The organism is Rhodothermales bacterium (genome assembly GCA_017643395.1).
In the GTDB taxonomy this organism is placed as follows: domain Bacteria; phylum Bacteroidota; class Rhodothermia; order Rhodothermales; family UBA10348; genus JABDJZ01.
The window spans coordinates 318,207-339,011 of the sequence record JAEPNP010000004.1; the positions used below are offsets into that span (position 1 = coordinate 318,207).

A 20,805-nucleotide genomic window follows, 5' to 3' on the forward strand; every position below is an offset into this window, starting at 1 on the left:
CCTCTCCCGCCCGAGCACTTGCTTCGAGAACACGTCGCCCTCAGGATCAGCTGCATCCTGCTCCTGTTCGGCCTCGTTCTGTTCGCGGCCCCGGCGACCGCCCAGACTCACGCGGTCAGGGGTCTTGTGACGGACGCCTCGGACGGACGGCCCCTCCCCGGAGCCAACGTGCGGCTGCTCCAGCAGGGCCGGCTGGTTGACGGAGCGGTCAGCCGGGGAGACGGGCTCTATCAGGTGTCGAATCTTTCGGCCGGCCCCTACCGGGTAGAGGTCACATTCGTCGGTTTTGTAACGCACGTGGATACCGTGCGCCTCGGGGACGCCGACTTCTACACCCTCAACGTGGCCCTGCGTCCCGCCACCGAAGAGCTGGAAGAAGTCGTTGTTTCCGCCGAGGCAGGCATGGCCGCCACGGACGCCGGTTTACAGGTGGTTCGTGGCTCGGATCTGCAGCGCATCCCGACTCCCGACGTGTCCGGGGATCTTGCTTCGTACCTGCAGGCCATGCCGAGTGTGGTGTTCCTGGGTGATCGTGGCGGGCAACTGTACATCCGTGGCGGAACTCCATCGCAGAACCTGGTGCTCATGGACGGGCTGCAGGTGTACCAGCCCTTTCACATCGTCGGGTTCTTTTCGGCGTTCCCGGAAGAGCTCGTTTCCTACGCCGACGTCTACGCCGGGGGGTTCGGGGCACGCTATTCCGGGCGCCTGTCGGCCGTGGTTGACGTCAAGACCCGTTCGGGCGATGTGAACAACAGCCGGTCCTCACTGGCCTTCAGTCCATTCCTGATGTCGGCCACGTCCGAGGGCCCGTTGACCCGGGGTGTGACCTCCTGGCTGGCGTCGGTGCGCAAATCCGTTATCGAGCCTGTCTCTGGCACCTTTTCCGATCAGGCGCTTCCGTTCTCATTCGGCGACATTTTCCTCAAAGTCAACCGGGCGGACCGCAGCCGGGCCACCTGCTCCTGGACCACACTGCACACCTGGGACAGAGGCCTGATAGATCCCGACGACGAGTCCGATGACGTATTCCGCTGGAACAACACCCTGACCGGCGGTCGCTGCCTCACGTTTCCTTCGGCCTCCCCCTACCTGTTTGAGCTCACGGGTGGGGTCTCCCATGTGAGCAATGAAGTCGGGAATCGCGACGATCCGGAGCGCAGTTCGTCCGCGCTTCGAGCGCATTTCGGCATCGACCTCACGCGCTTCCTGAACGAGTCTGAGTTGGGCATGGGGTTCCACACCTCCATGAGCTGGCTTGGCTTCCGCCTCGGGGAGCAGTTCGGCGTCTTTGAGGAGGAAAACGATCTCCTGTTCGATGTCGGGGGCTACGTCTGGTCAACCATCGCACTGGGACCAAGGACCTCGGTCAGCCCGGGCCTTGCGGTGACGTTTCGCAAGGATCAACCCGCGTCGTTTGAACCACGGCTTCGCCTAGCCTGGAACGCACCGTTTGGCGGCGAAGTGACCGGCGCGCTTGGGCGATACACCCAGACTCTCGTAGGCATTTCGGACGAACGCGATGCCGGCAGTGCATTCATCGCCTGGATGTCGGATCCGTCAGGTGGGGCGCAGGCGCGCGCCATCCATGCATTGGCGGGCTACAAAACCCGACTGGCGTCGCGCTGGCACATCGCATCGGAAGTCTTCCACAAGCGCATGCGGGAGCTCCCGGTGCCGATCTGGAGCACGATTGCGAGGTTCACAACGACGCTGGACCTGGTCAAGGCAACGTCTTCCGGGGCTGACCTGCGGCTTGAATACACCGGTCCCCGCTGGTACGCCTACACCAGCTACGGATTCTCACGCACGCTCTACCGCGCCGAGCAGGAGCAGTTTTTTGAGTGGTTTGGCGAGCCGGTTCAGGAATACAACCCGCCTCACGACCGGCGCCACCAGGTCCAGGCACTGATCGGATACTCGCTTTCGGGCTTCGATCTCAGCGTGCGGTGGCAGTACGGTTCCGGACTGCCGTACACACGGCCCATCGGTTTCGACGAGCAGTTGCAATTCGACCCCCTGGCAGATCCGCGAGAAGACTTCGGCACGACTCGCATCCTCTATCGCAAGCCCTATCAGGCACGCCTCCCGGGGTACCATCGTCTGGACGTTTCCGTCGAGCGCCGGGTAACCGGCCGCAAGGCTCAGCTGACGCTGCGTGGCGGGGTCATCAATGCCTACAATCGCGACAACCTGTTCTATTTCGATCTCTTTACCGTGCGCCGGGTGGACCAGCTCCCTCTCATCCCGATTCTCGGCATCAAGTTGGACCTGCTGTGAGGTGCATATTCCTGATAGCATTCCTCGGGCTTGCGGTCGCCGCGTGTGACACGGCAATCGACCCATTCGATCGGGACGGACTGCAATTCTCGATCCAGGGATACCTGGACGCTCAGGCGGACACACAATACGTGCGGGTCACCCCGCTCAGGGACTCCCTTGCTCTGAATCTGTTCGAATCGCCGGACTACACCGTGGAGCTCCATCACGAAGTCGATGGGCGCACGGTGCGCATGCAGGACTCCCTCTTCCGTTTCGTCGGCGGGCGTTTCGCCTACAACTGGTGGGCTTCTGGAGAATTGGAGCACGGTCGGGGCTATCGGCTAACCGTGCAGGGTGCGGACGGGGCCACCAGCTCGGTCCGGGTCCAGATTCCCGAGTCTATTCCCGAGATGGAGCTGATCATTCCGCGCGACCCCTTCACTCCGCTGCGATTCCTCACGCAGGCCATCAAGATCCGCAAGGTCGAGAAGCTGGCCGCCCTGCAGCTCAAGTATCGCGTGGTCTTTCCGCCGCAAGTGGAGGCGGAGCCACAGATTGTCAACATGTCAATTCTGCAGCGCGTCGGACCTATCGGGCCCGACCTCGGAATCGCCTTTTTCCCCTACAAGGACCTCATGGCCCGGTTCGACGGAGCCTGTCCGCTGGTCCTGTCTACAGAAGTCATTCTGGCGGCCTCCACGGATGACTGGCCGGACCTGGAGGGCATTGATCCTGAAACCCTCGCGCGGCCGGACGTGATCTCGAATGTGGAGAACGGAGTGGGATTTCTCGGCGGCCTGAGCATCACCCGAGAGGACTGGGGCGAGCTCACGCAACTGGCCCAGGGCCTGCAGTTCCAATGTGAACGGGGTACGTACTTCTAACGGCGTTTCAATCGGAAGCGGATCGCACCTCGCGCATCTCCGGGGTTAACCGCAGACAGCGCATGGCTTGTCGGGCCTCATGTCTGGAAAAGCGAGCCCTGGGACGCCGGGTACGCACTCAGGCGCTGGTCCCGAAGGAGAAAGCCTGCCGCCGCGATGCCGCTGAGCCAGGCCCCTTCGACCCGGCCACCATTCAGCCAGTCGCCGGCAAATGCCAACCGATGCTCGGCGTCGTAGTGGGCGCCACCCGAGAACTCGTCGGCCGATCCCAGCGCATAACGCCACCGGTGCACAAACCGGTCGTTGACGGCGGGCCAGGGCTCGCCGAGCACGCGTGCTCCGGCCTGCATCAGATGGGTGGCCACCGCTTCGGGGTCGTCCTCCAGGTGTGCGGAGGACCACTTCGGGCCCGCCTGAAGTACCCACACAGCCTCGCCCGGCCGCTCTGGTTTACTCGAATTTCTGGCGATCCAGGACAGGGGGCCATCGTTGACAAAGACCCCGTCAAACTCCGATGCGTGATCTGCCTCCAGTCGGAGTACCACTGTCCAACAAGGATGCATCCTGGCATCCGGAACGAGGCGCTGATCCAGCCCCGAAGCCTGCATGAGCGATGAGGCCTGCGGCTGCGGAACGGTCACTATCAGTGCATCAAAGTCCGAACGCGACTCACTCTCGGCGTGCACGGTCCACCCGCTGACGGACCGCTCCACACGCCGCACGGTGGAGCCGGTCACTACGTGAAGATCCGCCGCCAGATGACCAGCTACAGCATTGTTGGTTGGTGTGCCGACCCAGCGCCTTGGTCCGCCTTGCTTGTCAGTCAGGGTGCCGTTTTCGAACGCGCCGAGGCGTCCCTTCCAAAGGGCCACCACGCCCGCCTCCTCCCAGATACGCACCCATCGCTCGAATCGCGGGTCGCGCGCCGTGAAGTATTGAGCACCATGATCGCAATCCGCGCGCGACGCCAGGCGCCCGCCCGGCCGGCTGCCCTTGTCAAAGAGGCGCACTTCACATCCATTGTCCTGAAGGGTGCGCGCAGCAGCAAGGCCCGAGATTCCGGCTCCGATCACCGCTACGGTCGGTCGGACAAACCGGGTTCGGATGCGCTGCGCGTAGGCTTCCATGTCCAGCCGGCGCGCGTGCGCCGCGCTGCTTCGCGGGCGCAGCAATCCCAGGACCGGCTTCTCCGGCGGGAAGGGACGGTCAAACAATCCCATGCACCACAGAAGGCCACCGTAGGAGTTCGGGTCCGAGCCGTCGAGGGCATATCGATTGTTCAGATCGAGGAGGTAAGCGAGCGCTTCCTCTGGTGTGCGACCCCACTCGACCAGCTTCTTCCCCCACGTCATGCGCAGATTGTTGTGTAGCTCGCCGTTTCGCAGTAGTGAGGTCTGGGCGAGATTCCAGAGTTCATCGCCCGTACCGGCCCGCTCGATGGCCTCGGCGCTGTACGTGTCGCGAGGATCGTCTCTGTGCTTCTCTAGCGTGTCAAGGGCCCAGTCAGGCAGTGCCGTGAGGCCCCGCAGACCCCGCGTGTGGTAGCAATAGTTGTGGGCCAACTCCCGCCACACGAACAGCTCGTCCAGATACTTCTCGGCCCCCTTCCCACCGGCCGCAGCTGCCTCCCGGGCAAGGCGCATAGGGGACACGCAGCCATAGTGCAGGTAGGCGGACATCCGGCTCACGCCTTGGGGACTCGGGACGCCAGCGTCATTGCGTTTGCGGGCGTAGCCGCTCAAGCCTTCCTTCAGGAAGCGGTTCCAGCGGCCATAGCCAGCGGCTGACCCTCCGGGCGTATCCGGGACCGGGCCGACGGAGTGGTCGATGCGGCACCGGCTGACCAGTTCAGGAATCGGCACTGCCCAATCCACGAGGCCTTCTCCCAGTTCGAGCCCATCGGCCTCCCGCGGCCGATGGCTCGTTTCAGGCCACTGCATGCCCACACGGCGATCGAATTCGGCGCCAACGGCTTGCCTGAACTTGAAGGCCCGGTCGAATCGTCGGCCGGCAAGTTGCATCGGCACGATGCAGTGGCCGTCCACAGCGACCACTGGTCCCGAAGCGTCATCAAGCAGCCCATCCGTCCACCTCGGAAACGGCGGCACCGGAAAATCCTCCACGACGGTAAATGCCGCGCGTCGGAACAACCGCCTCAGCGGCGACGGCTCGGAAGGGTCTTCAGGCAGGAAGAATGCCGCGCAGATCCCGTCGCGGGTCAGCGCCGAATGTACTTCCCGCGCGCTCTCGAGGATGAAGGTGAAGTGCCGGTCATTGTTGTGCGGGTGCTCCCCTGCAAGGCCCGACCACACCACAAGGGGTTTACCCAGGGTCGCCGCCGCCACCCGCGCGACGTCCAGGGCCGGGTTCTCATGATCCCGCATCGCATGATGCATCCAGTACAGCACGAACTCTCCGGTGGAGGCATGACCATCCTGGAGGATGCGCGTTCGTTCCTTGAGATGAGGCGGAAGTTCGATCATTGCAGGGGTATGCCCACCGGACCGGTCCGTTGCGCGAGCCGTCTGCACAGCCGGCCGGTTGCCGGCGGCTTCCGGCCGGTCAGCGAATGGCACCTCCGATCACACGAAGGGTGTCGGGTGTGGGCGATGCGGGATCCGGCGGCCACACGCCCTCATAACCGCCCGGTAGCTCCTGACGGAGAACCAGCGGGAATTCGAGCGGCCCCGAATCTGTCGTACTGCGCGACGCCGCCCGATAGAACCAGGCCGCGCCACCCGAGGAATGCACGCCCAAGGAATCCGCCGAAATAGTGACGGCCACGCCTTCGTCCAGCCCCAGCCCGTGAATCTCGTCGCGGCTCACCAGGGCCTGGAAGCGCGCCATGAACGCGAGCAGGCGCCCCTCTCGATTGCGCTCGGAAAAATGCGTGTCCACAAGGATTCCAGCCAGCTCATCCTGCGCCACGGGCGACCGCATAATGGTCACGCCAAGCCCGTCCGGGTCCGCGAGGGCTTCCTGCGAGGTCACGCTGGCGTTGCGGGCGTCGAATGCGGCCTCTCCCAACACCATCGCGCCGGCAGAAGTACCCCCAATGGCCGCGCCACTGTCGGCCCTGGCCGATATCGCCTCGTGCAGGGTGTCCGGCCAGCCGCCCAGGTAGCGCCACTGGTCTCCACCAGCGAGCCAGATGGCCTCCGCCCCCCGAACCTTGCACAGTACGCCCGCGTCGCCGCCCGCCGCGCCGACGGCCTTGATGGTGCGCACCGTGCGCGGCGCGGGGTCCGCGTCCAGTTGCTGCCCGAAATATTCGGGGTAGGAAGTGAGCGAGCCGGATGCCCGCAGCACCAGCACATCGCCCGCGTTTGCGGCCTCTACAAACCGCCGCGAGGCCGTGTCATGCTCGCGCCCGCCTCCCATGAGCACTATGGTGCGATGCGGTGCTCGGCGTGCATCGGCCAAACCTCCCGCCAGATCGAATGTCTCCGCGCCGCCGGAAATGGCGGGGCACTCTCGAGGCACCGGGGGATCTGTGCTCTCCTCCGGAACGACCGGGCTCGAGCCGCAGCCGATCAGGACCGCACCGAGAAGCAGGGCTGATCGCATCTAGCCGACTTGTCTGACCTCAACAGGGGCAAGCTGAATGGTCTCATACGGCATGTTGATGCCTGCCTCATTCAGCGCCTCAAAGATGCGCTCCCTCAGTTCAAACCGCATTTTGATGTGCTCCCGCTCATCCTCGATCCAGGCCTGCAACATGACCTCCGTGTTGTAGTCATTGAGGGCCGTGACGACCATGCGGGGCGGCGGCTCCGTCATGAACCCGTCCTGCTTTCGGACCAGGGCCAGGAGAATCCGTCGCACGTGGTCCAGGTTTTCGCTTACGTCAACCGTGACTGCTACGTCCAGCCGCAGATGCGGGAAGTTGGTGTACGATGTCACCGTACTGTTGATGATCGTTGTATTGGGCACCGCCAGCATCTTGCCGTCCACGGTCACCACACGCGTGCTGCGCAGGGTGATTTGATCCACGCGGCCGTAGTGACCCTCGACTTCCACCAGGTCGCCGATCACGAAGGGGCGGTCCCAGAAAATCAGAATGCCCGAAATCAGGTTGGAAAGGGCATCGCGAGCCGCAAAACCGATGGTCAGGCCGGCCAAACCGAGACTGGCGACCACGGCACCAGTGTCGATCCCCGTGGCCGCAAGCGCCTGGACAACGCCCAGAGTCAGCACCAGGAATTTCAACGCGGTCTTGAGGAAGCTGGCGGAGGTTTCATCGATCCGGGAGGACCGCTTGATGATGGACCGAAGCACCAGATCCAGCAGGCGCCAGACCAGATAGAAGGCCGCAAAAACCGCCATGCCAACCACCAGACTTGCGGCCAGCACGCCGAGTGCCTCGGCGATGGAATCGAGCTGAAACTGCTCCTGGAGCCGTGTCAGCACACCGTCAACGAATTCGCCCATGATCTATGAGTTGTCAGATCCGGCCAGGCGCCAGATCAGGATGGCTGCACGCCGGGTCTGCATTTCGAGCGTGGGCAGGTCAATCCATTCGTCCACCGTGTGGTCGTCTCCCCCACCCGGACCGAGCCCATCGATGGCCATCTCCACGAGCCCGGCGGTAAAGGACACGTCCGCCGCACCGGCGTTCCGAGGGTTCACCGGGGCCACCGGTCCGTGGCCGAGGTCACGGCTCACCTCGTCGAACAGGGCCAGCAAACGGTAGTTGCCCTCCGTCGGTGCCAGCGGCGGATAGCCGTCGTCAAACTCGATGGTGGCCTCGGTCCCCGGTAGATTGTGGCGCGCCACAAAGCGCATGCGCTCTCTGGTGCGCTCAAGCTGCTCAAGAGAAATAGCCCGCAGGTCCCCGGTGACGATCGCGTGCTCGGCCACCACGTTGTTCTTGCCGAACGCCGTGCCGTCGGCCGAAAATGCGTCGTGACTGACCTCGGTACCGCCGACAATAAACCCCGGGTTGAAGGTCAGATTCTGCTCCCCGGCCAATGCCTCATAGAACCCGGCCAGTATGCGCGAGGCCTCGTAGATGGCTCCAGCGCCCACCGTCGGCTGAAACAACTGACTCGAATGCGCAGGTGTGCCCTTGACGGTGAGCTTCCAGCCGGTAGAGCCCCGACGTGCGACCACGGCTGTACGCGGATTTGAATCTCCGTTTTCGAATGCCAGCGCGATGTCGGCATCTCGGGCCGCATCGATCAGGTCCTTACGGGCCGCATCGAGCGGACGGCCGCTGCGCTCTTCATCGCCCGTCAACACCACGGTAAGCGTGATGCCGTCGAGCACCCCTGCTCGCCGGAGTGCTCCGAGGGCGTGCACAATTACCGTGTTGCCGCCTTTCATATCGACCACGCCCGGTCCGTCCGCACGGTCCCCATCACGTTCAAATCGCTGAAAGGGACTGTCGGGCTCGAACACGGTATCCAGATGCCCGATCAGAAGCAGATGTGGCCCTGATCCGCTACCCTGGTGGCGGGCAATCAGGTGGCCGGCGCGATCGAACCCGCTGCCGTCGACCCACTCGGTTTCCAGACCGATCGCGTCGAACTCGCGGGCGTAGAGCTCACCGACGGCACGCACGCCATCAAAGTTCATGGTGCCCGAGTTCAGGTTGACGGCCGTTTCCAGCAGATCGATGGCGGCATCGGCCCGACTGGCGACTTCGTCTAGAATGCGGTCTTCGGTGGCCGTTGTCTGGGCGGCAACCGGAGGAGCCAGGAGGAGAATCAGGAGGGGGATCAGCAGGCGCATGGCAGCAGGGAAGGTGAGTCGGGAATATCGGGCCTGACTAGGCTTGCTGACGCGTCAATCTGCCGTCAATCAGGTTGACGACCGCCAGGATGGCCACGGCGATTCCCAGGGCCACCGCACCTTCCTGCGCGAGGTGCGCAGGCACACCATCAGCAGGCTGCGGACTCAGCCCGGCGTTGTGGATATACAGGTGGTGCACGACACCCAGGGCCAGTCCGATGATGGTGCCGACGACCAACCATCCCATCGCCCCGGCCCTGGTGGTCCACAGCGCGATCAGCCCCCCGAAGACAGCGGTTGCCGCTGCGATGGGCACCGGGTCCATCAGCTTGTTTGCGACGGCCAACAGCACGAACGCGGTCAGCAGGCCAACACCAAAGCGCTTCATGTCATGCAGGAGTTTCGTCCACCGACCTCATTATACGCGCGCACTCCTGCCCGCAGCCTGCTTTTTCATTGTCATGCGTGTCGCCCCCATTCTGCTCCTCACGCTTCTGATTGCCGCGCCCACCGCGCAGGCACAGAATGCTCAGTACACCGCCGAAGAGTGGCGATCCGCCATCGATGCACAGTGGGGAGCGGGAGACGAGACCTCACTCAAGCTGCGCGTCTTCGACGCCTGGTGGAATGAGATCAACCTGAGGTTCGGGGGATTCCACGGCATCGATCTCGATATCCAGGAGATGCGCTCTCGCTACCGGCCGGAAGTTCAGGCCGGTGTCAGCGCCGGCAGGTTTTCGGGGATCATGACCCACTTCACGTTCGGCCTGAAGGAGCTGCACACCTACCTGTGGGACAACCGGGTGCGCAACACCCCCATGAATCGTGGGGTGCCCATGATGGTGGTGGGTTCGTACGGCGACAATCGCCGCTTCGGGGCCAACCTGTCTGTGCTGCCAGACTCGACCCTGCTGGTCTATGAGACCGTCCCCAATCATCCAGCCGGTCTGGTTCCGGGCGATGTGGTCATCGGCTTCGACGGCGAGCGCTGGGTAGACATCTACCCGCGGCTGTTGGATGCCGAACTGCCCCTGTTTCTGAACCCCGTGCACGGCAATACGGACGAGGTCAACTACTACTACATCATGCAGGCAGCCGGCCTGAACTGGCACCTGTTTGAGACCATGACCGTGGTCAAGTACTCCAGCGGAGAAACGGTTCAGATTCCGACCTCTCAATTGGCCGGGCAAACCGCGACCATCTGGGGCAAGGACCAGATCGCTCCTCCCGGTGTGCCGTGGCCGGATCGCGGCGCCGGTGATCGGGTCGGCTGGGGCGTGATCGACGGCACCAACATCGGGTTGGTCACGGTGACCTCATGGGCGTTCGACGCACAGTTCGATATCCGGGCCCGGTTTGAGCAGGCTGTGGACGAGATGATGCATGTGCATGACGTGGACGGCATCATCTTCGATTTCCGGTTCAACACCGGAGGCGGTGCGCTGGCACGAGAGGGGCTGCAGCTCCTCTTCAATACCGAGGTGCCCACGGTTGGCTTCGACCGGCGAGTGGCGGGCGGCGGGCACCTCGAGATGGAGCCCGATCCCAGCCGCAGGGAGTTCAACCTTGTGATTCGGGGCGATCCTGCTACGTACTTCGACAAGCCCATCGCCATTCTGATCGGACCCGGATCTATTTCGGCCGGCGAACTGGAGGCACGGCGGATGTCGTTTCATCCGGAGGCGCGGGTCTTCGGATTACCGGCCGCGGGCGGCAACACCGGCTCCGACTTCATCAGCCTCGGGCATACTCAGTGGTTCGTTTCCCGGGCCAACAGCGCCCAGTACCTGGTGTCGAATCACGAGTACCTCACACACTCCCCCCTCCTGCCCGACGAGCGAGTCTGGTTTACGCGGGAAGACGCTGCCAACGGAGTCGACACCGTGATCGAAGCGGCAAAGGGCTGGATACTCACTGAGATGACTGCGATAGAGTTGCCGGCGGACCTGGACATGGACCTCACCGTGTATCCCAACCCCGCGTCGTCGGTGTTTACCGCGACTCTATCGCTGGAGCAGGCGAGCCGGGTTCAGATGACTCTGTTTGACAGTCTGGGGCGTCGCGTCGGAGAGTCCTGGAGCTCGGTGTTTCCGGCCGGTGTGCAGCGCCGCGTCTGGCGCAGTGATGTGGCTCTCGGCCCGGGCGTGTATTTCCTGCACCTGGAGACGGAGCAGGGGCGGGTTGTGCGGTCCGTGGTGGTTACGCGCTGAAGCGTAGTTCTCGCCGATCAGGCCCCGCCGAACGTCTGCCGAAACCCCGTGTCGATCGGCCGCGGATCGTAGCCCAGATCCCGGCGGGCTTTGCTGTTGTCGCCGAAGTACGTGACGCCGGCCGAAGCACGGAGTGTCTCTCCAGCCATTTCCGTCGGTAGCGGAATTACGGAGCCGATCACATCCATTACCGGTGCCATCACCCGCAGCACGGTCGGCGGCACCCACATGGCTCGCAGCTTTGCGTCGCCGACTTTGGCTGCCGTCCTGACCGCCTCTTTGAAGGTGTGTATCGGCCCGTTGATGTTGTACGTCTCGCCCGCAGTGCCCTTCTCCATCGCCAGAATGTGCGCCTGGGCCACGTCTTCCACGTGACTCCAACACCCGCCTGAGGGCTCATCCGGCAGGGCCACCGGTTTCCCGCGAATGGCATCCTTTAGGATCTGCCCCAGCTGGCTGGTATCGCCCGGCCCGTAGATGATCCCGGGATTGACGATGACCAGAGGGAGCCCGGCCTTCATCATGGGAATCGCCACTTCGTAGTGGGCACGCCACTTGGTCTCCTCATACACGCTCAGGAAGTCCCCGCCCTCGTATCGGTACGACTCGTCCCGAATGGCGCCCTTGGTATCGGAGTTGACGCCAAGCGTGCTGGTGTAGACGCCCTTCGGAATGCCGAGGTCGCGCATGGTTTCCAGCACATTCCGGGTCCCGCCGACGTTGATGGCGTGGGCGCGGGAGCTGTCGGTGCCGACCGCGTACCAGGCTGCGCAGTGGAACACGCCGTCGCAACCCTTCATGGGGTCGTGCAGCGACGCATGGTCCGTGATGTCCCCCTGGGCGATGTGCACTCCGATCTCCCTGAGCGGCCCGGCCTTTTCAGGCGAGCGGACGAGGGCGATGACGTCGTGGCTTGCGGCGCGAAGTTGGCGGGCCAGTTCGCCGCCGAGGAAGCCGGTGGCGCCGGTCAGGAAGTAGCGCATGGGTCTGGGTGTGAGTGCGGGGACGGCCAATATCGTGTGCGATGAGGAAAGCGCCTCCCCTGATCAGGCCTCCTCGCCCCTCTTTGGAATGGCCCGGTCGTGGCGGCAAAGGTTCTAAAACGGGGGCGTTGTGAACCTTTCAGCGCCCGAAACGCGGGCAGAAGTTCTAAATCGGGGGCGTTGTGAACCTTTCGGCGCCCGAAACGCGGGCAGAGGTTCTAAATCGGAGGCGTTGTGAACCTTTCAGCGCCCGAAACGCGGGCAGAGGTTCTAAATCGGGGGCGTTGTGAACCTTTCAGCGCGCCTCGGTTCCGATGGGCGGAGGGAAGCGTGCTTTCGGGGTGCGTCACGCTGGAGTCACCCCGCGTACGGGATTTACTCCGGGCCCAAGGGGCCCTCCGTCAGTCGCATGCGCACGCTGCGCGTGCTTATAGCTCGTGTGAACCGCTACGGGTTCGAATCCCCCCATTCCCGAAAATAGCGCGCCCCGATCCAGGTTTAGCTGGATCGGGGCGTGCAGAGTACCGCGTACGGGATTTGAACCCGTGTTACCGGCGTGAAAGGCCGGCGTCCTAGACCCCTAGACGAACGCGGCATTGAGCCAGCTCCTGTCGGCGGCATGACTCATTGGGGTGACCGAGGGGATTTGAACCCCCGACCTCCAGGGCCACAACCTGGCGCTCTAACCGACTGAGCTACGGCCACCGTGGAGCAAGACTGATAATATATCGTCCGTGAACCCGGAGTCTCCACCTCCTCGGGTTGAGGATTGTTGAAATTGATCCGCCGGGCCCGCAGCCAGACCGGGCCGAAACCGCTATCGAATCACCGCCAGCCTGCCGTAGGAAGCGCCCTGCCCATCGTCCCCGACGGCGATGACGAGGTACATGCCCGTCGGCACCGGGCTTCCGTCCATCGCGCGCCCGTTCCAGCGCGCGCGCCCCCCGCGGGAGGCGAACGCGGCCACGGTGTCTCCACTCGGCGTGACGATGCGCACCTGCGCAGACTCGACGAGACCCTCGATGACCACCTCTTCCCCTCCTCGCGCCGGATTAGGGTAGACGAACAGGTCACCGGCGGACTCGACCGGCGCAATGGCCCCGCCGTCATAGCTCAAAAGCCCCCTGTCTGTCGCAAAGAACACGCGTCCGCTGGCAGGGTCCACGGAAACAGACAGCACGTTATCGGAAAACAGCGGCGACGAGTCGGTTGAGAAGTGGTCCACCAGGTCGTACCCACGCTCGACCTCCTCGATCAGCCAGGCGCCCTCATTGGTCGCCACCCAGAGCCGGTTGGCGGGATCCACGGCCAAATCGTTGACCTGCAGCCCGAAGAGCACATACCCACCCCGACTCCGATCTGCCCATCGAGGCCATTGAGCGAAAGCCAAGGGGTCCCGTGCGACCACGCCGGTGTTGACGAAAAACGCCAGGCCCGTGTCAGTGCCGATCCACACACGCCCGTCCCGATCCTCAACGACCGCCGAGACACGCGGTGAAGGCAGACCTGAACCGTCGGCTCCGGGTGCATCAAAGAACTGGAACGAGTCGTCGGACTCATCATCCGGCGTGGACCCGGTGTCCAATACCATCAGGCCGCGCACCGCGTTGAAGTTGTTCTCGCTGCGAACAATGATCCATTTCTGATCAAAGGCGTCGACGAAGATGTCTGCATAGGCCGTCGCCCGAACCGAGAGCCCATCGCCCACATAGGGCCCAAGCGCCGTCCATTCACCATCCGCGCTGCGCACGTGCAGAGGGCGCGCACTGGCGCGCGTGGTGATCCACATATTGTCCTCCGAGTCAGCTGCCAGGCCTCCGACGATCACGAAGTCCGTCGACCCGCTGCTCGGGAGGAGAGACGAGTTCGAGGGACCGAACCGATCGAGACTTCCGTCCGGAGCAACACGCGCAGCCCCCGCCCCCTCGGACCCGATCCAGCCGTTGCCGGCGGCGTCGGTGGCCACGTTCAGCCAACTCCCCGTTCCTGCCAGCTCTGCGACCAACGCGGGCGTGAAGGCCGTCCACGAGCCGTCCGGGCTCAGTCGGTGAAACCCGCTCCCCGCCTCCGTGGAGCCGCCTGCGAAGAGCGTCCCGTCCGGGGCAATGGCCAGATTTGAGAACTGCGTCTCCCCCGGCCCGTCCGGCACGACAACCTGATCCACGCTTACCTGCCCCGCGCCCCCCACCGAAACCCGCAGCAAGCCGCCGAACTCGTCGCCGACCCAAGCCGAGGAGGCACCGGTCACGACCACGCCGGTCGGGTCAATGAACCCGGGGATGGCGAGGATCTGGCCCTGGCCACCGGCCGAAATCTGGAACATATTGAAGCGCTCCACACCGAAGAGGCGATCGCCCAGTACGTCCATGCGACGAATTCCGGACGACGACACAAACTTGCGCTCATAGGTGTCCGGCCCGCGACGGGCGTACAGGTCCACCGATGAACCGACGTACAGGAGTCCATCGAAATACGCCAGCGCGGTCGCGTCATCCCGCGACCCCATGAAGGCGGACGCTTCGTTTCGCCAGGACGCGGGGTCCTGCAAGTTGAGACCCGCCGCGAGCGGCGCAAACGCCAACCCTTCATCGGTCGCGGCCCAGATGTGCGCTACACCGTTCTCATCGGGCGCCACCAGCACATCGTTCACCGAAATTGCCGCCGAGAACGATCCCAATCGCGTGAACGAGTCCCGCACTTCATTGCGCGCCGGGTCAAACACCACGATGCCGAAATCGGTGGCCACCAGCACGGAGTCTCCCAGTACGCTCACCCGGTTGATGCCTCGAGCGGCGAACTGGTCGGCCCGTTCGATGTCGCGGAAGGTGGTGACTGCGCCCGTTTCAGGGTCCAGCTTGTCAAATACCCCACTCGAATATCCAACCCACACCACGCCGCGCACCGCATCGGCTTCGATGGTGCGGGTTTCCACGCTCGCCAGCCCATCGATCACCGAGTATCGCACGACCTCGCCCGACTCGGAAAAGCTGAATACGCCACCTTTGGTCGCAGCCCACAGCGTACCGCCGTCCGCATCAACCGCCAGAATCGAACGATAGGATGTGTGGGCCTGCCAGCCCGGGCTGACCTGGGCACCGGCTGGAAGCACAACCAGTGCCAGAAGCACCAAGAGGATGGATCGCATCAGCCGTCCAGTTGGCGAAGCAGGTCGACCATTTCAATTGCCGCCACGGCGGCCTCAGCACCCTTGTTGCCCGCCTTGGTCCCGGCGCGCTCGATGGCCTGCTCGATTGTGTCGGTGGTGATCACGCCGAAGATGACCGGCACATCGTCGGAGGCGGAGCCCACTCCCTTTGCGGCCTCTCCGGCCACGAAGTCATAGTGCGACGTGGCACCGCGGATCACGGCGCCCAGTGCAACGATCGCATCAAAGTTGCCCGAGCGCGCCATGCGCTTGGCTACAAACGGGATCTCGAATGCTCCCGGGCATCGCACGACGGTCACGGCGTCCATGTCCGCTCCGTGTCGCCGGAGTGCATCCAGTGCACCCTCCAGAAGGCGATCCGTGATGAACTCGTTGAACCTGCTGACTACGATGCCGAAACGGGCATCCCCGGGAGCGAGCCGGCCCTCGATCTGCTGCATGCCGTGCGCGATTGGTGACCGCGCCCTCACGCGGCCCGGCTCAGCGATGTTCCACGGCTCAACCAGCAAAAAGGCCCGTCCCGCCAATCGGCGAAACGGGCCTTCTGCATGAGAGCATGAGCAGACTAGGTGTCGATCTCCTTCTGCTTGAGCACAAACAGCCCGTTTGAGCCGCCGGTCACGATGATCGTACCGCTCTTGAAGTACGGGTAGTTGCTCCACGAACCGCCTGCGCCCCCGACCGGGGAGGTGTCGAAGTAGGCAATCTCCACCGGTGCCGTGGGATTCGAAATGTCCAGCACGCGGAAGCCCGCACCGTAGTTGGACTGGTACATGATGTTGCCACGGATGTAGAGGTTGTGATCCGTCTCCGTGGTCGTCGCGATGTGCTCGCCGACCAGCACAGGCTCGTCGAGATCGGCCAGATCCCAGATCAACGTGCGCGTCCCGTCGACAAGGCCGCGGGGCTCATCGCCCTCATCATTCATGTAGAAGTAGCGATGATCTTCCGTCAGCCAGCCCTGGTGGGCGTACGCCACGTTCGGGTAGGAGGCGATGGAAATCGAGGTCGGATTCGACTTGTCCGTCACATCCGAGATGGACAGCGCCGTCTCATTGGAGCCGAGGCAGATCTCACGGCCTGCGTAGTCCGCATCCGGGCCGCGGTAGACCACACACTGTGCGTCGTGCGAGTAGCCCGTGCCGCGACGACCCGAGTTGCCGTCTGCGAAGCAGCCCGCAAACTGCGGATTGGCCGGCTCGCTGATATCAATCATGTGCAGACCACCGCCGCAGGTTTCGCCACCGGAGCTGTTGCCCACGGCGTACGCAAACCCGGTCTCCTCATTGATCACGATGTTGTGTGAGCTCGCGATGCCGTCGTAGTAGGCGGTCATCTCGTACTCGATGGGCGTGCCCTCGAAGTCGCGCAGCTGCCGCAGGTCAAACACCTGCATGCCATGCTGATTGGCACCGTCTGCCACGATGTACGCGTGGTCCATGTACACCTTCATGTCACGCCAGACGCTCGGGCGTGCCGTGTCCGTGAGCATGAGGGTTCCAATCAGGACCGGATTCTCCGCGTCAGTCACGTCAACAAATGACGTCTGGTTGGTCAGCCCAACCAGCGCGTACTCGCGACCGGTTTCCGGGTCTTCCCAGCCCCAGATGTCGTTGGTGCGGATGCCGCGCTGGGCTCCGAGGTCTTCCATGTTCATGAAGGACAGCATGTTCACGTCCTTGCACGGGAACGCGCCAGCCTGGTCCTCCTCACACTCCACGGTTCCGCCGTACACGGACGCGTACCCCGGCGGGTCATGGTAGAAGTAGTTGCCCTGGTCCCACTGCCCGTCGGCAATCGCATACGGCACGGCCACACCGGAACGGTTCTCCTGCCCCAGCGCGCCCACAACGGCGACCTGGTCATTGACGGCGATGGTCGAGCCGAACCGTGCGTTCTCGTCCAGTCCCATTGGACCGATCGTCGTGGAGCCTACGATGTCCTCGTTCTCGACCTTGAATGCGTAGATGGTCCCGCCACCCGGCTCACGCGGCGCGCCGATCAGCACGTGATCAGCCCCGTAGGCGATCGTCGAGCCGAACTGCCCACGCGGACCGGAGATAAACGGCGCAAACCGGCCGCCAAACTGCCAGTTGCCTTCCGGGTCGAGTGCAAAGAACGCTGCCGAACCCATGCCGCCATCGTGCCCCGGCATGCCGACCGTCAGATAGGAGTCGGTCATCATCAGCGCTCCGCCGACACCGGAGCCCTCGCGGGAGAACGGAACCTCGAGGGTGCCCGGATCGCCCCAGGACTCACCGTCGAACTTCCAGGTCCAGACCATGCCCTGCTGGCCGTTCGCGAACGAGGCGCTGATGGCCAACTGACCCTCCGTCAGCGCAATCGCCGTCGGGAATCCGCGCAGCGGCTCCTCCCCTTCGTACGCCGGCACGAGTTCTCCAAGCGCCGTCCAGCCATTGTCGTCGCTCCAGCGATAGGCCCAGGCACTGCCCGCGCTGCGGAATCCGCCGGAGACAGCGACCACAAGGTGGTTGCCGACCATGGTGACCTGCCCGCCGAATCCATCGACCTCCTCGGTCAACGAGCCCGCCTGGGTCCACATTCCGTCGGCACCTTTCTGGAAGAAGTGCACGGAGTTCGCGCCTGGGGCGCCGACCGCCATCCAGTCGCCGGTTATCGAGACTGACCGGCCAAACCGGTCACCATCGGCTGCTTCGCTGGCGGAAAGTGCCTGGAATTGCGTCCAGGTCCCGTCATCTGCCTGGGTGTAGGCATAAAGCATGCCTGGGGAAAGATCGTTTGTCGCGCCGCCGGCGATCACCTGATCGCCGGAGACCGCAACCGTGGCTCCGAACTGCCCGAAGGCCGGGGCCGCAACCAGCGCTACCAGCGCCAGCAGAGAAAAAAGCCGCTTCATTGGGTGGGTGCGGTTTAAAAGTGATAAGCCCAGTAAGGTAGCCACTTCCGGGCGATGGGTACAGAGGCAATCCCACGCCTCTCAGGCCCAGATCTGCACCGGGTCCATGAGACGCTCAAGCCTCGGCGGTGGCGGTTGAAACTGGCCCAGTCGTTCGGCCTCTTCCTCGAACCGCCCGTGGAAGTCGGACCCGCCGCCGCACATCAACCCTTCCCGATCTGCCAAGTCCTGGTAGTACACCTCCAGATCGACGTCGTGTGAGGGGTGCCTGACCTCGACGGCATCCAGGCCCTGCTCCATAAGTGCAAGGACGGTGCGATGCGGGGTCCAGTGGCCCGGGTGAGCGAGCACGGATACGCCGCCTGCAGCCCGAATCGCGGCTATCCACTCTTCGGCCGATGGGGCCTGAAGGCGCACGAACGCCCCGGCACCGCGGGCGAGATACAGGTCAAATGCCGATCGGATATCCGGCACGTGTCCCCCATCCACCAGCGCCGACGCCAGATGCGGCCTGGTGACCACGCCACCAGCCTGCGCCTCGACCGATTCCCAATCCACGCCGACTCCGAGCGCGCCCAGCCGGTCCAGAATGGCCTTGGCCCGCTCCTGCCGGCGGGACCGCATCGCCCGAATCAACTGCTGCAACTCCGCGCTCTCCGGGTCAATGCCCAGGCCCAGAAGGTGCACGTCATCGGTGCCGACCGAGGCAGAGGTTTCGATCCCCGCGATCACCCGTACTCCTTGCGCCGCGGCCGCCTCTTTGAGCGCCGAACCGAACGCTCCGGTCGTGTCGTGATCCGTAATGGCCAGGGTGCGCACGCCCCGACCCGCGGCCGTTCGGACCAGCTCCTCCGGCGAAAGCATGCCGTCCGATGCCGTGGTATGAGCGTGCAGTTCAATCAATTAGTCTGGGCCCGTGGCTACCTTGACGCCAGGCAATCACACCCGGAATGGAGCATCTCTGGAGCCCCTGGCGCACGCAGCATGTCGAGGAGTGGTCGCGGAAGCCGGCCGGTGAGAAAGGATCTCTGTTCGAGCGGCTGGCCGCCGAGGATCGTGACGAGGAGAATCTCATCCTCTGGCGCGGCGAGACCTGCTTCGTCATCATGAACCTGTACCCGTACAACAACGGGCACTGCATGATTGTGCCCTATCGGCGTATTGAAGCGTTCAGGGAGATGACGGGCGATGAGCGCCGCGAAGCGTTCGACACCGTCGACCGTGTGATCGGCTGGCTCGAACAAGCGCTATCGCCGGACGGGTTCAACGTGGGCGTCAACCAGGGCGAGGCGGCCGGAGCGGGCATCCCGGACCATCTGCATGTGCACGTGGTGCCGCGGTGGCAGTCGGATACCAACTTCATGCCCACCACTGCGCAGACCAAGGTCATCCCGGAGGCCTTGCGCAGCACCTACGCCAAGCTGCGCGCGGCGATCGCGGAGGAGGCATGAGCAGTGAATCGGTCGATGCGCGCCGCGAGCGCATCGCGCAGTTCGACTTCCGGGAGCTGGCGCCGTTTGTGCGATTCGGCACAGCGAGTGATCGTTATGCCGGCTGGATCGGGCAGATCTACCCGGAGGCGGAGTACGCCACGCGCACTCGAGGCCGAAACCGCAAACTGGGCGGCAAGACCTTTCGCGAAGAGCAGGTGCCCATCGATTCGGTGCGGCACTACTTCGAGCACTTCGAGGTGCTGGAGCTCGACTTCACGTTTTACAGGCCTCTGCTGGAAGCGGACGGCACGCCGGGCAATAACCTGGGCGTGCTGAGGGAATACGCGGACAACGCGCCCGAACATGCGCGCTTCCTGCTGAAGGCGCCGCAGACCTACTTCGTGCGCAAGCTCCGCCGGGGCTCCCCGCCGGTGTGGGAGCCGAATCCGGACTACCTGAACGCCGAGGCGTGCAACGCCCATTTCATCGACCCGGCCATCCGGGTCCTGGGGAGTCGGCTGGAGGGATTCATTTTCGAGCAGTCGTACGTGAAGCAGTCGGAGAGCCCATCGCCCGAGGGCAATGTGGCGGAGTTGGCTGAGTTCTTCGGGGCGCTGGATCGCCGTGTGCAGGCGCATCTGGAGCTCCGGTCTTCGCATCTTCTGGTCGATGCCTACTTCGACTGGCTTGCGGCCGAGGGTCTCGGGTTCGTCTTTAGCCACTGGTCCTGGCTGCCGCCCATTCGCGAGCAGTGGGCCATGTGCGGCAAGCGATTCAGTGCGGCCAACGAGCGCGTGGTGGCCCGCCTGCTGACCCCGTTGCGCATGAGCTATGCAGACGCGTACGCGCTTTCGCACCCGTTCGACAAGCCCGCCGAGAAGCTCGAGGGCTCACGCGGCACGCACCGCATGGTCATGGATGCGACCGCGCTGGCGTATCAGGGGCTCCTGCAGGGGCACACCGTGGACCTGATCCTGAACAACCGGGCCTACGGCAACTCGCCGATGCTCGGGCAGCTGATTGCAGGGAAGATCCTGGACGAGGAGGTGCGGCGGTTCGTGGAGGGCTCGGGAGGCGCGTTGTAGAAGAGCCCCGCCCGATTCCACTCAGGCCCGCCTTATCACCCGCCGCGAAGTGGACAATGGCGACCGTTTTCCACCCCACAATTGGCGCGAACCAGGGCCGGGTGGGATAGTCCCGCCCGATTCCACGTTGACAGCTGGTTGCACCCCGCGGCGACGGTGGGGGGCAACTCT

The 20,805-nt window shown here is 64.1% G+C and carries 15 protein-coding genes and 2 tRNA genes; 5 read left to right on the forward strand and 12 right to left on the reverse strand.

Annotation, left to right across the window (positions count from 1 at the left end; all coding sequences use genetic code 11):
- Positions 1 to 18 precede the first annotated feature (18 nt).
- Positions 19 to 2,280 carry a TonB-dependent receptor gene (locus JJ896_13990; protein MBO6780761.1) on the forward strand — a complete coding sequence of 754 codons (2,262 nt, stop codon included), beginning with the start codon at positions 19 to 21 and terminating at the stop codon, positions 2,278 to 2,280.
- Complete coding sequence (locus JJ896_13995; protein MBO6780762.1) at positions 2,277 to 3,146, forward strand: hypothetical protein; 870 nt, start codon at positions 2,277 to 2,279, stop codon at positions 3,144 to 3,146. The genes JJ896_13990 and JJ896_13995 overlap by 4 nt, the downstream gene beginning before the upstream one ends.
- Before the next feature lie 77 nt (positions 3,147 to 3,223).
- On the opposite strand, the gene JJ896_14000 is transcribed toward JJ896_13995, so the two are convergent.
- From JJ896_14000 to JJ896_14020, 5 genes are all read right to left on the reverse strand, one after another.
- Positions 3,224 to 5,629, reverse strand: coding sequence for an FAD-dependent oxidoreductase (locus JJ896_14000; protein MBO6780763.1), 2,406 nt, complete (start codon positions 5,627 to 5,629; stop codon positions 3,224 to 3,226).
- Between the two features lie 79 nt (positions 5,630 to 5,708).
- A complete protein-coding gene (locus JJ896_14005; protein MBO6780764.1) occupies positions 5,709 to 6,713 on the reverse strand; it encodes a Type 1 glutamine amidotransferase-like domain-containing protein in 1,005 nt (334 codons plus the stop codon).
- Positions 6,714 to 7,577 (reverse strand): mechanosensitive ion channel family protein, encoded by an 864-nt coding sequence (locus JJ896_14010; GenBank protein ID MBO6780765.1) that lies wholly within the window; start codon positions 7,575 to 7,577, stop codon positions 6,714 to 6,716.
- Between the two features lie 3 nt (positions 7,578 to 7,580).
- Positions 7,581 to 8,879 carry a M20/M25/M40 family metallo-hydrolase gene (locus tag JJ896_14015; protein MBO6780766.1) on the reverse strand — a complete coding sequence of 433 codons (1,299 nt, stop codon included), beginning with the start codon at positions 8,877 to 8,879 and terminating at the stop codon, positions 7,581 to 7,583.
- Positions 8,880 to 8,916: 37 nt separating this feature from the next.
- Positions 8,917 to 9,267 carry a hypothetical protein gene (locus tag JJ896_14020; GenBank protein MBO6780767.1) on the reverse strand — a complete coding sequence of 117 codons (351 nt, stop codon included), beginning with the start codon at positions 9,265 to 9,267 and terminating at the stop codon, positions 8,917 to 8,919.
- 73 nt (positions 9,268 to 9,340) lie between these two features.
- On the opposite strand from JJ896_14020, the gene JJ896_14025 reads away from it, so the two are divergent.
- On the forward strand, positions 9,341 to 11,089 hold the full coding sequence (locus tag JJ896_14025) for a T9SS type A sorting domain-containing protein (protein MBO6780768.1): 1,749 nt from the start codon (positions 9,341 to 9,343) through the stop codon (positions 11,087 to 11,089).
- 17 nt (positions 11,090 to 11,106) lie between these two features.
- Here the strand turns inward: JJ896_14025 and JJ896_14030 are convergent, their stop codons facing one another.
- The 7 genes from JJ896_14030 to JJ896_14060 form a co-directional block, all read right to left on the reverse strand.
- Positions 11,107 to 12,072, reverse strand: a complete 966-nt coding sequence (locus tag JJ896_14030; protein ID MBO6780769.1) for an NAD-dependent epimerase/dehydratase family protein — start codon at positions 12,070 to 12,072, stop codon at positions 11,107 to 11,109.
- Between the two features lie 522 nt (positions 12,073 to 12,594).
- Positions 12,595 to 12,667 (reverse strand) — tRNA-Glu (locus JJ896_14035).
- A gap of 33 nt (positions 12,668 to 12,700) precedes the next feature.
- A tRNA-His gene (locus tag JJ896_14040) sits at positions 12,701 to 12,777 on the reverse strand.
- 112 nt (positions 12,778 to 12,889) lie between these two features.
- Entirely contained in the window at positions 12,890 to 15,217 is a 2,328-nt protein-coding gene (locus JJ896_14045; protein ID MBO6780770.1) for a hypothetical protein, read from the reverse strand.
- Entirely contained in the window at positions 15,217 to 15,678 is a 462-nt protein-coding gene (locus JJ896_14050; GenBank protein MBO6780771.1) for a 6,7-dimethyl-8-ribityllumazine synthase, read from the reverse strand. The genes JJ896_14045 and JJ896_14050 overlap by 1 nt, the downstream gene beginning before the upstream one ends.
- A 125-nt stretch (positions 15,679 to 15,803) precedes the next feature.
- Positions 15,804 to 18,116: a choice-of-anchor B family protein gene (locus tag JJ896_14055; GenBank protein ID MBO6780772.1), complete on the reverse strand. Its 2,313-nt coding sequence runs from the start codon at positions 18,114 to 18,116 to the stop codon at positions 15,804 to 15,806.
- Positions 18,117 to 18,197: 81 nt separating this feature from the next.
- Complete coding sequence (locus JJ896_14060) at positions 18,198 to 19,019, reverse strand: PHP domain-containing protein (GenBank protein MBO6780773.1); 822 nt, start codon at positions 19,017 to 19,019, stop codon at positions 18,198 to 18,200.
- 47 nt (positions 19,020 to 19,066) lie between these two features.
- Between JJ896_14060 and JJ896_14065 the strand changes: the two genes are divergently transcribed.
- Together JJ896_14065 and JJ896_14070 are read left to right on the forward strand one after the other, a co-directional pair.
- Entirely contained in the window at positions 19,067 to 19,567 is a 501-nt protein-coding gene (locus JJ896_14065; protein ID MBO6780774.1) for an HIT domain-containing protein, read from the forward strand.
- Positions 19,564 to 20,634 (forward strand): DUF72 domain-containing protein, encoded by a 1,071-nt coding sequence (locus tag JJ896_14070; GenBank protein ID MBO6780775.1) that lies wholly within the window; start codon positions 19,564 to 19,566, stop codon positions 20,632 to 20,634. Before JJ896_14065 ends, JJ896_14070 begins: the two co-directional genes overlap by 4 nt.
- The last annotated feature ends 171 nt before the right edge of the window (positions 20,635 to 20,805 follow it).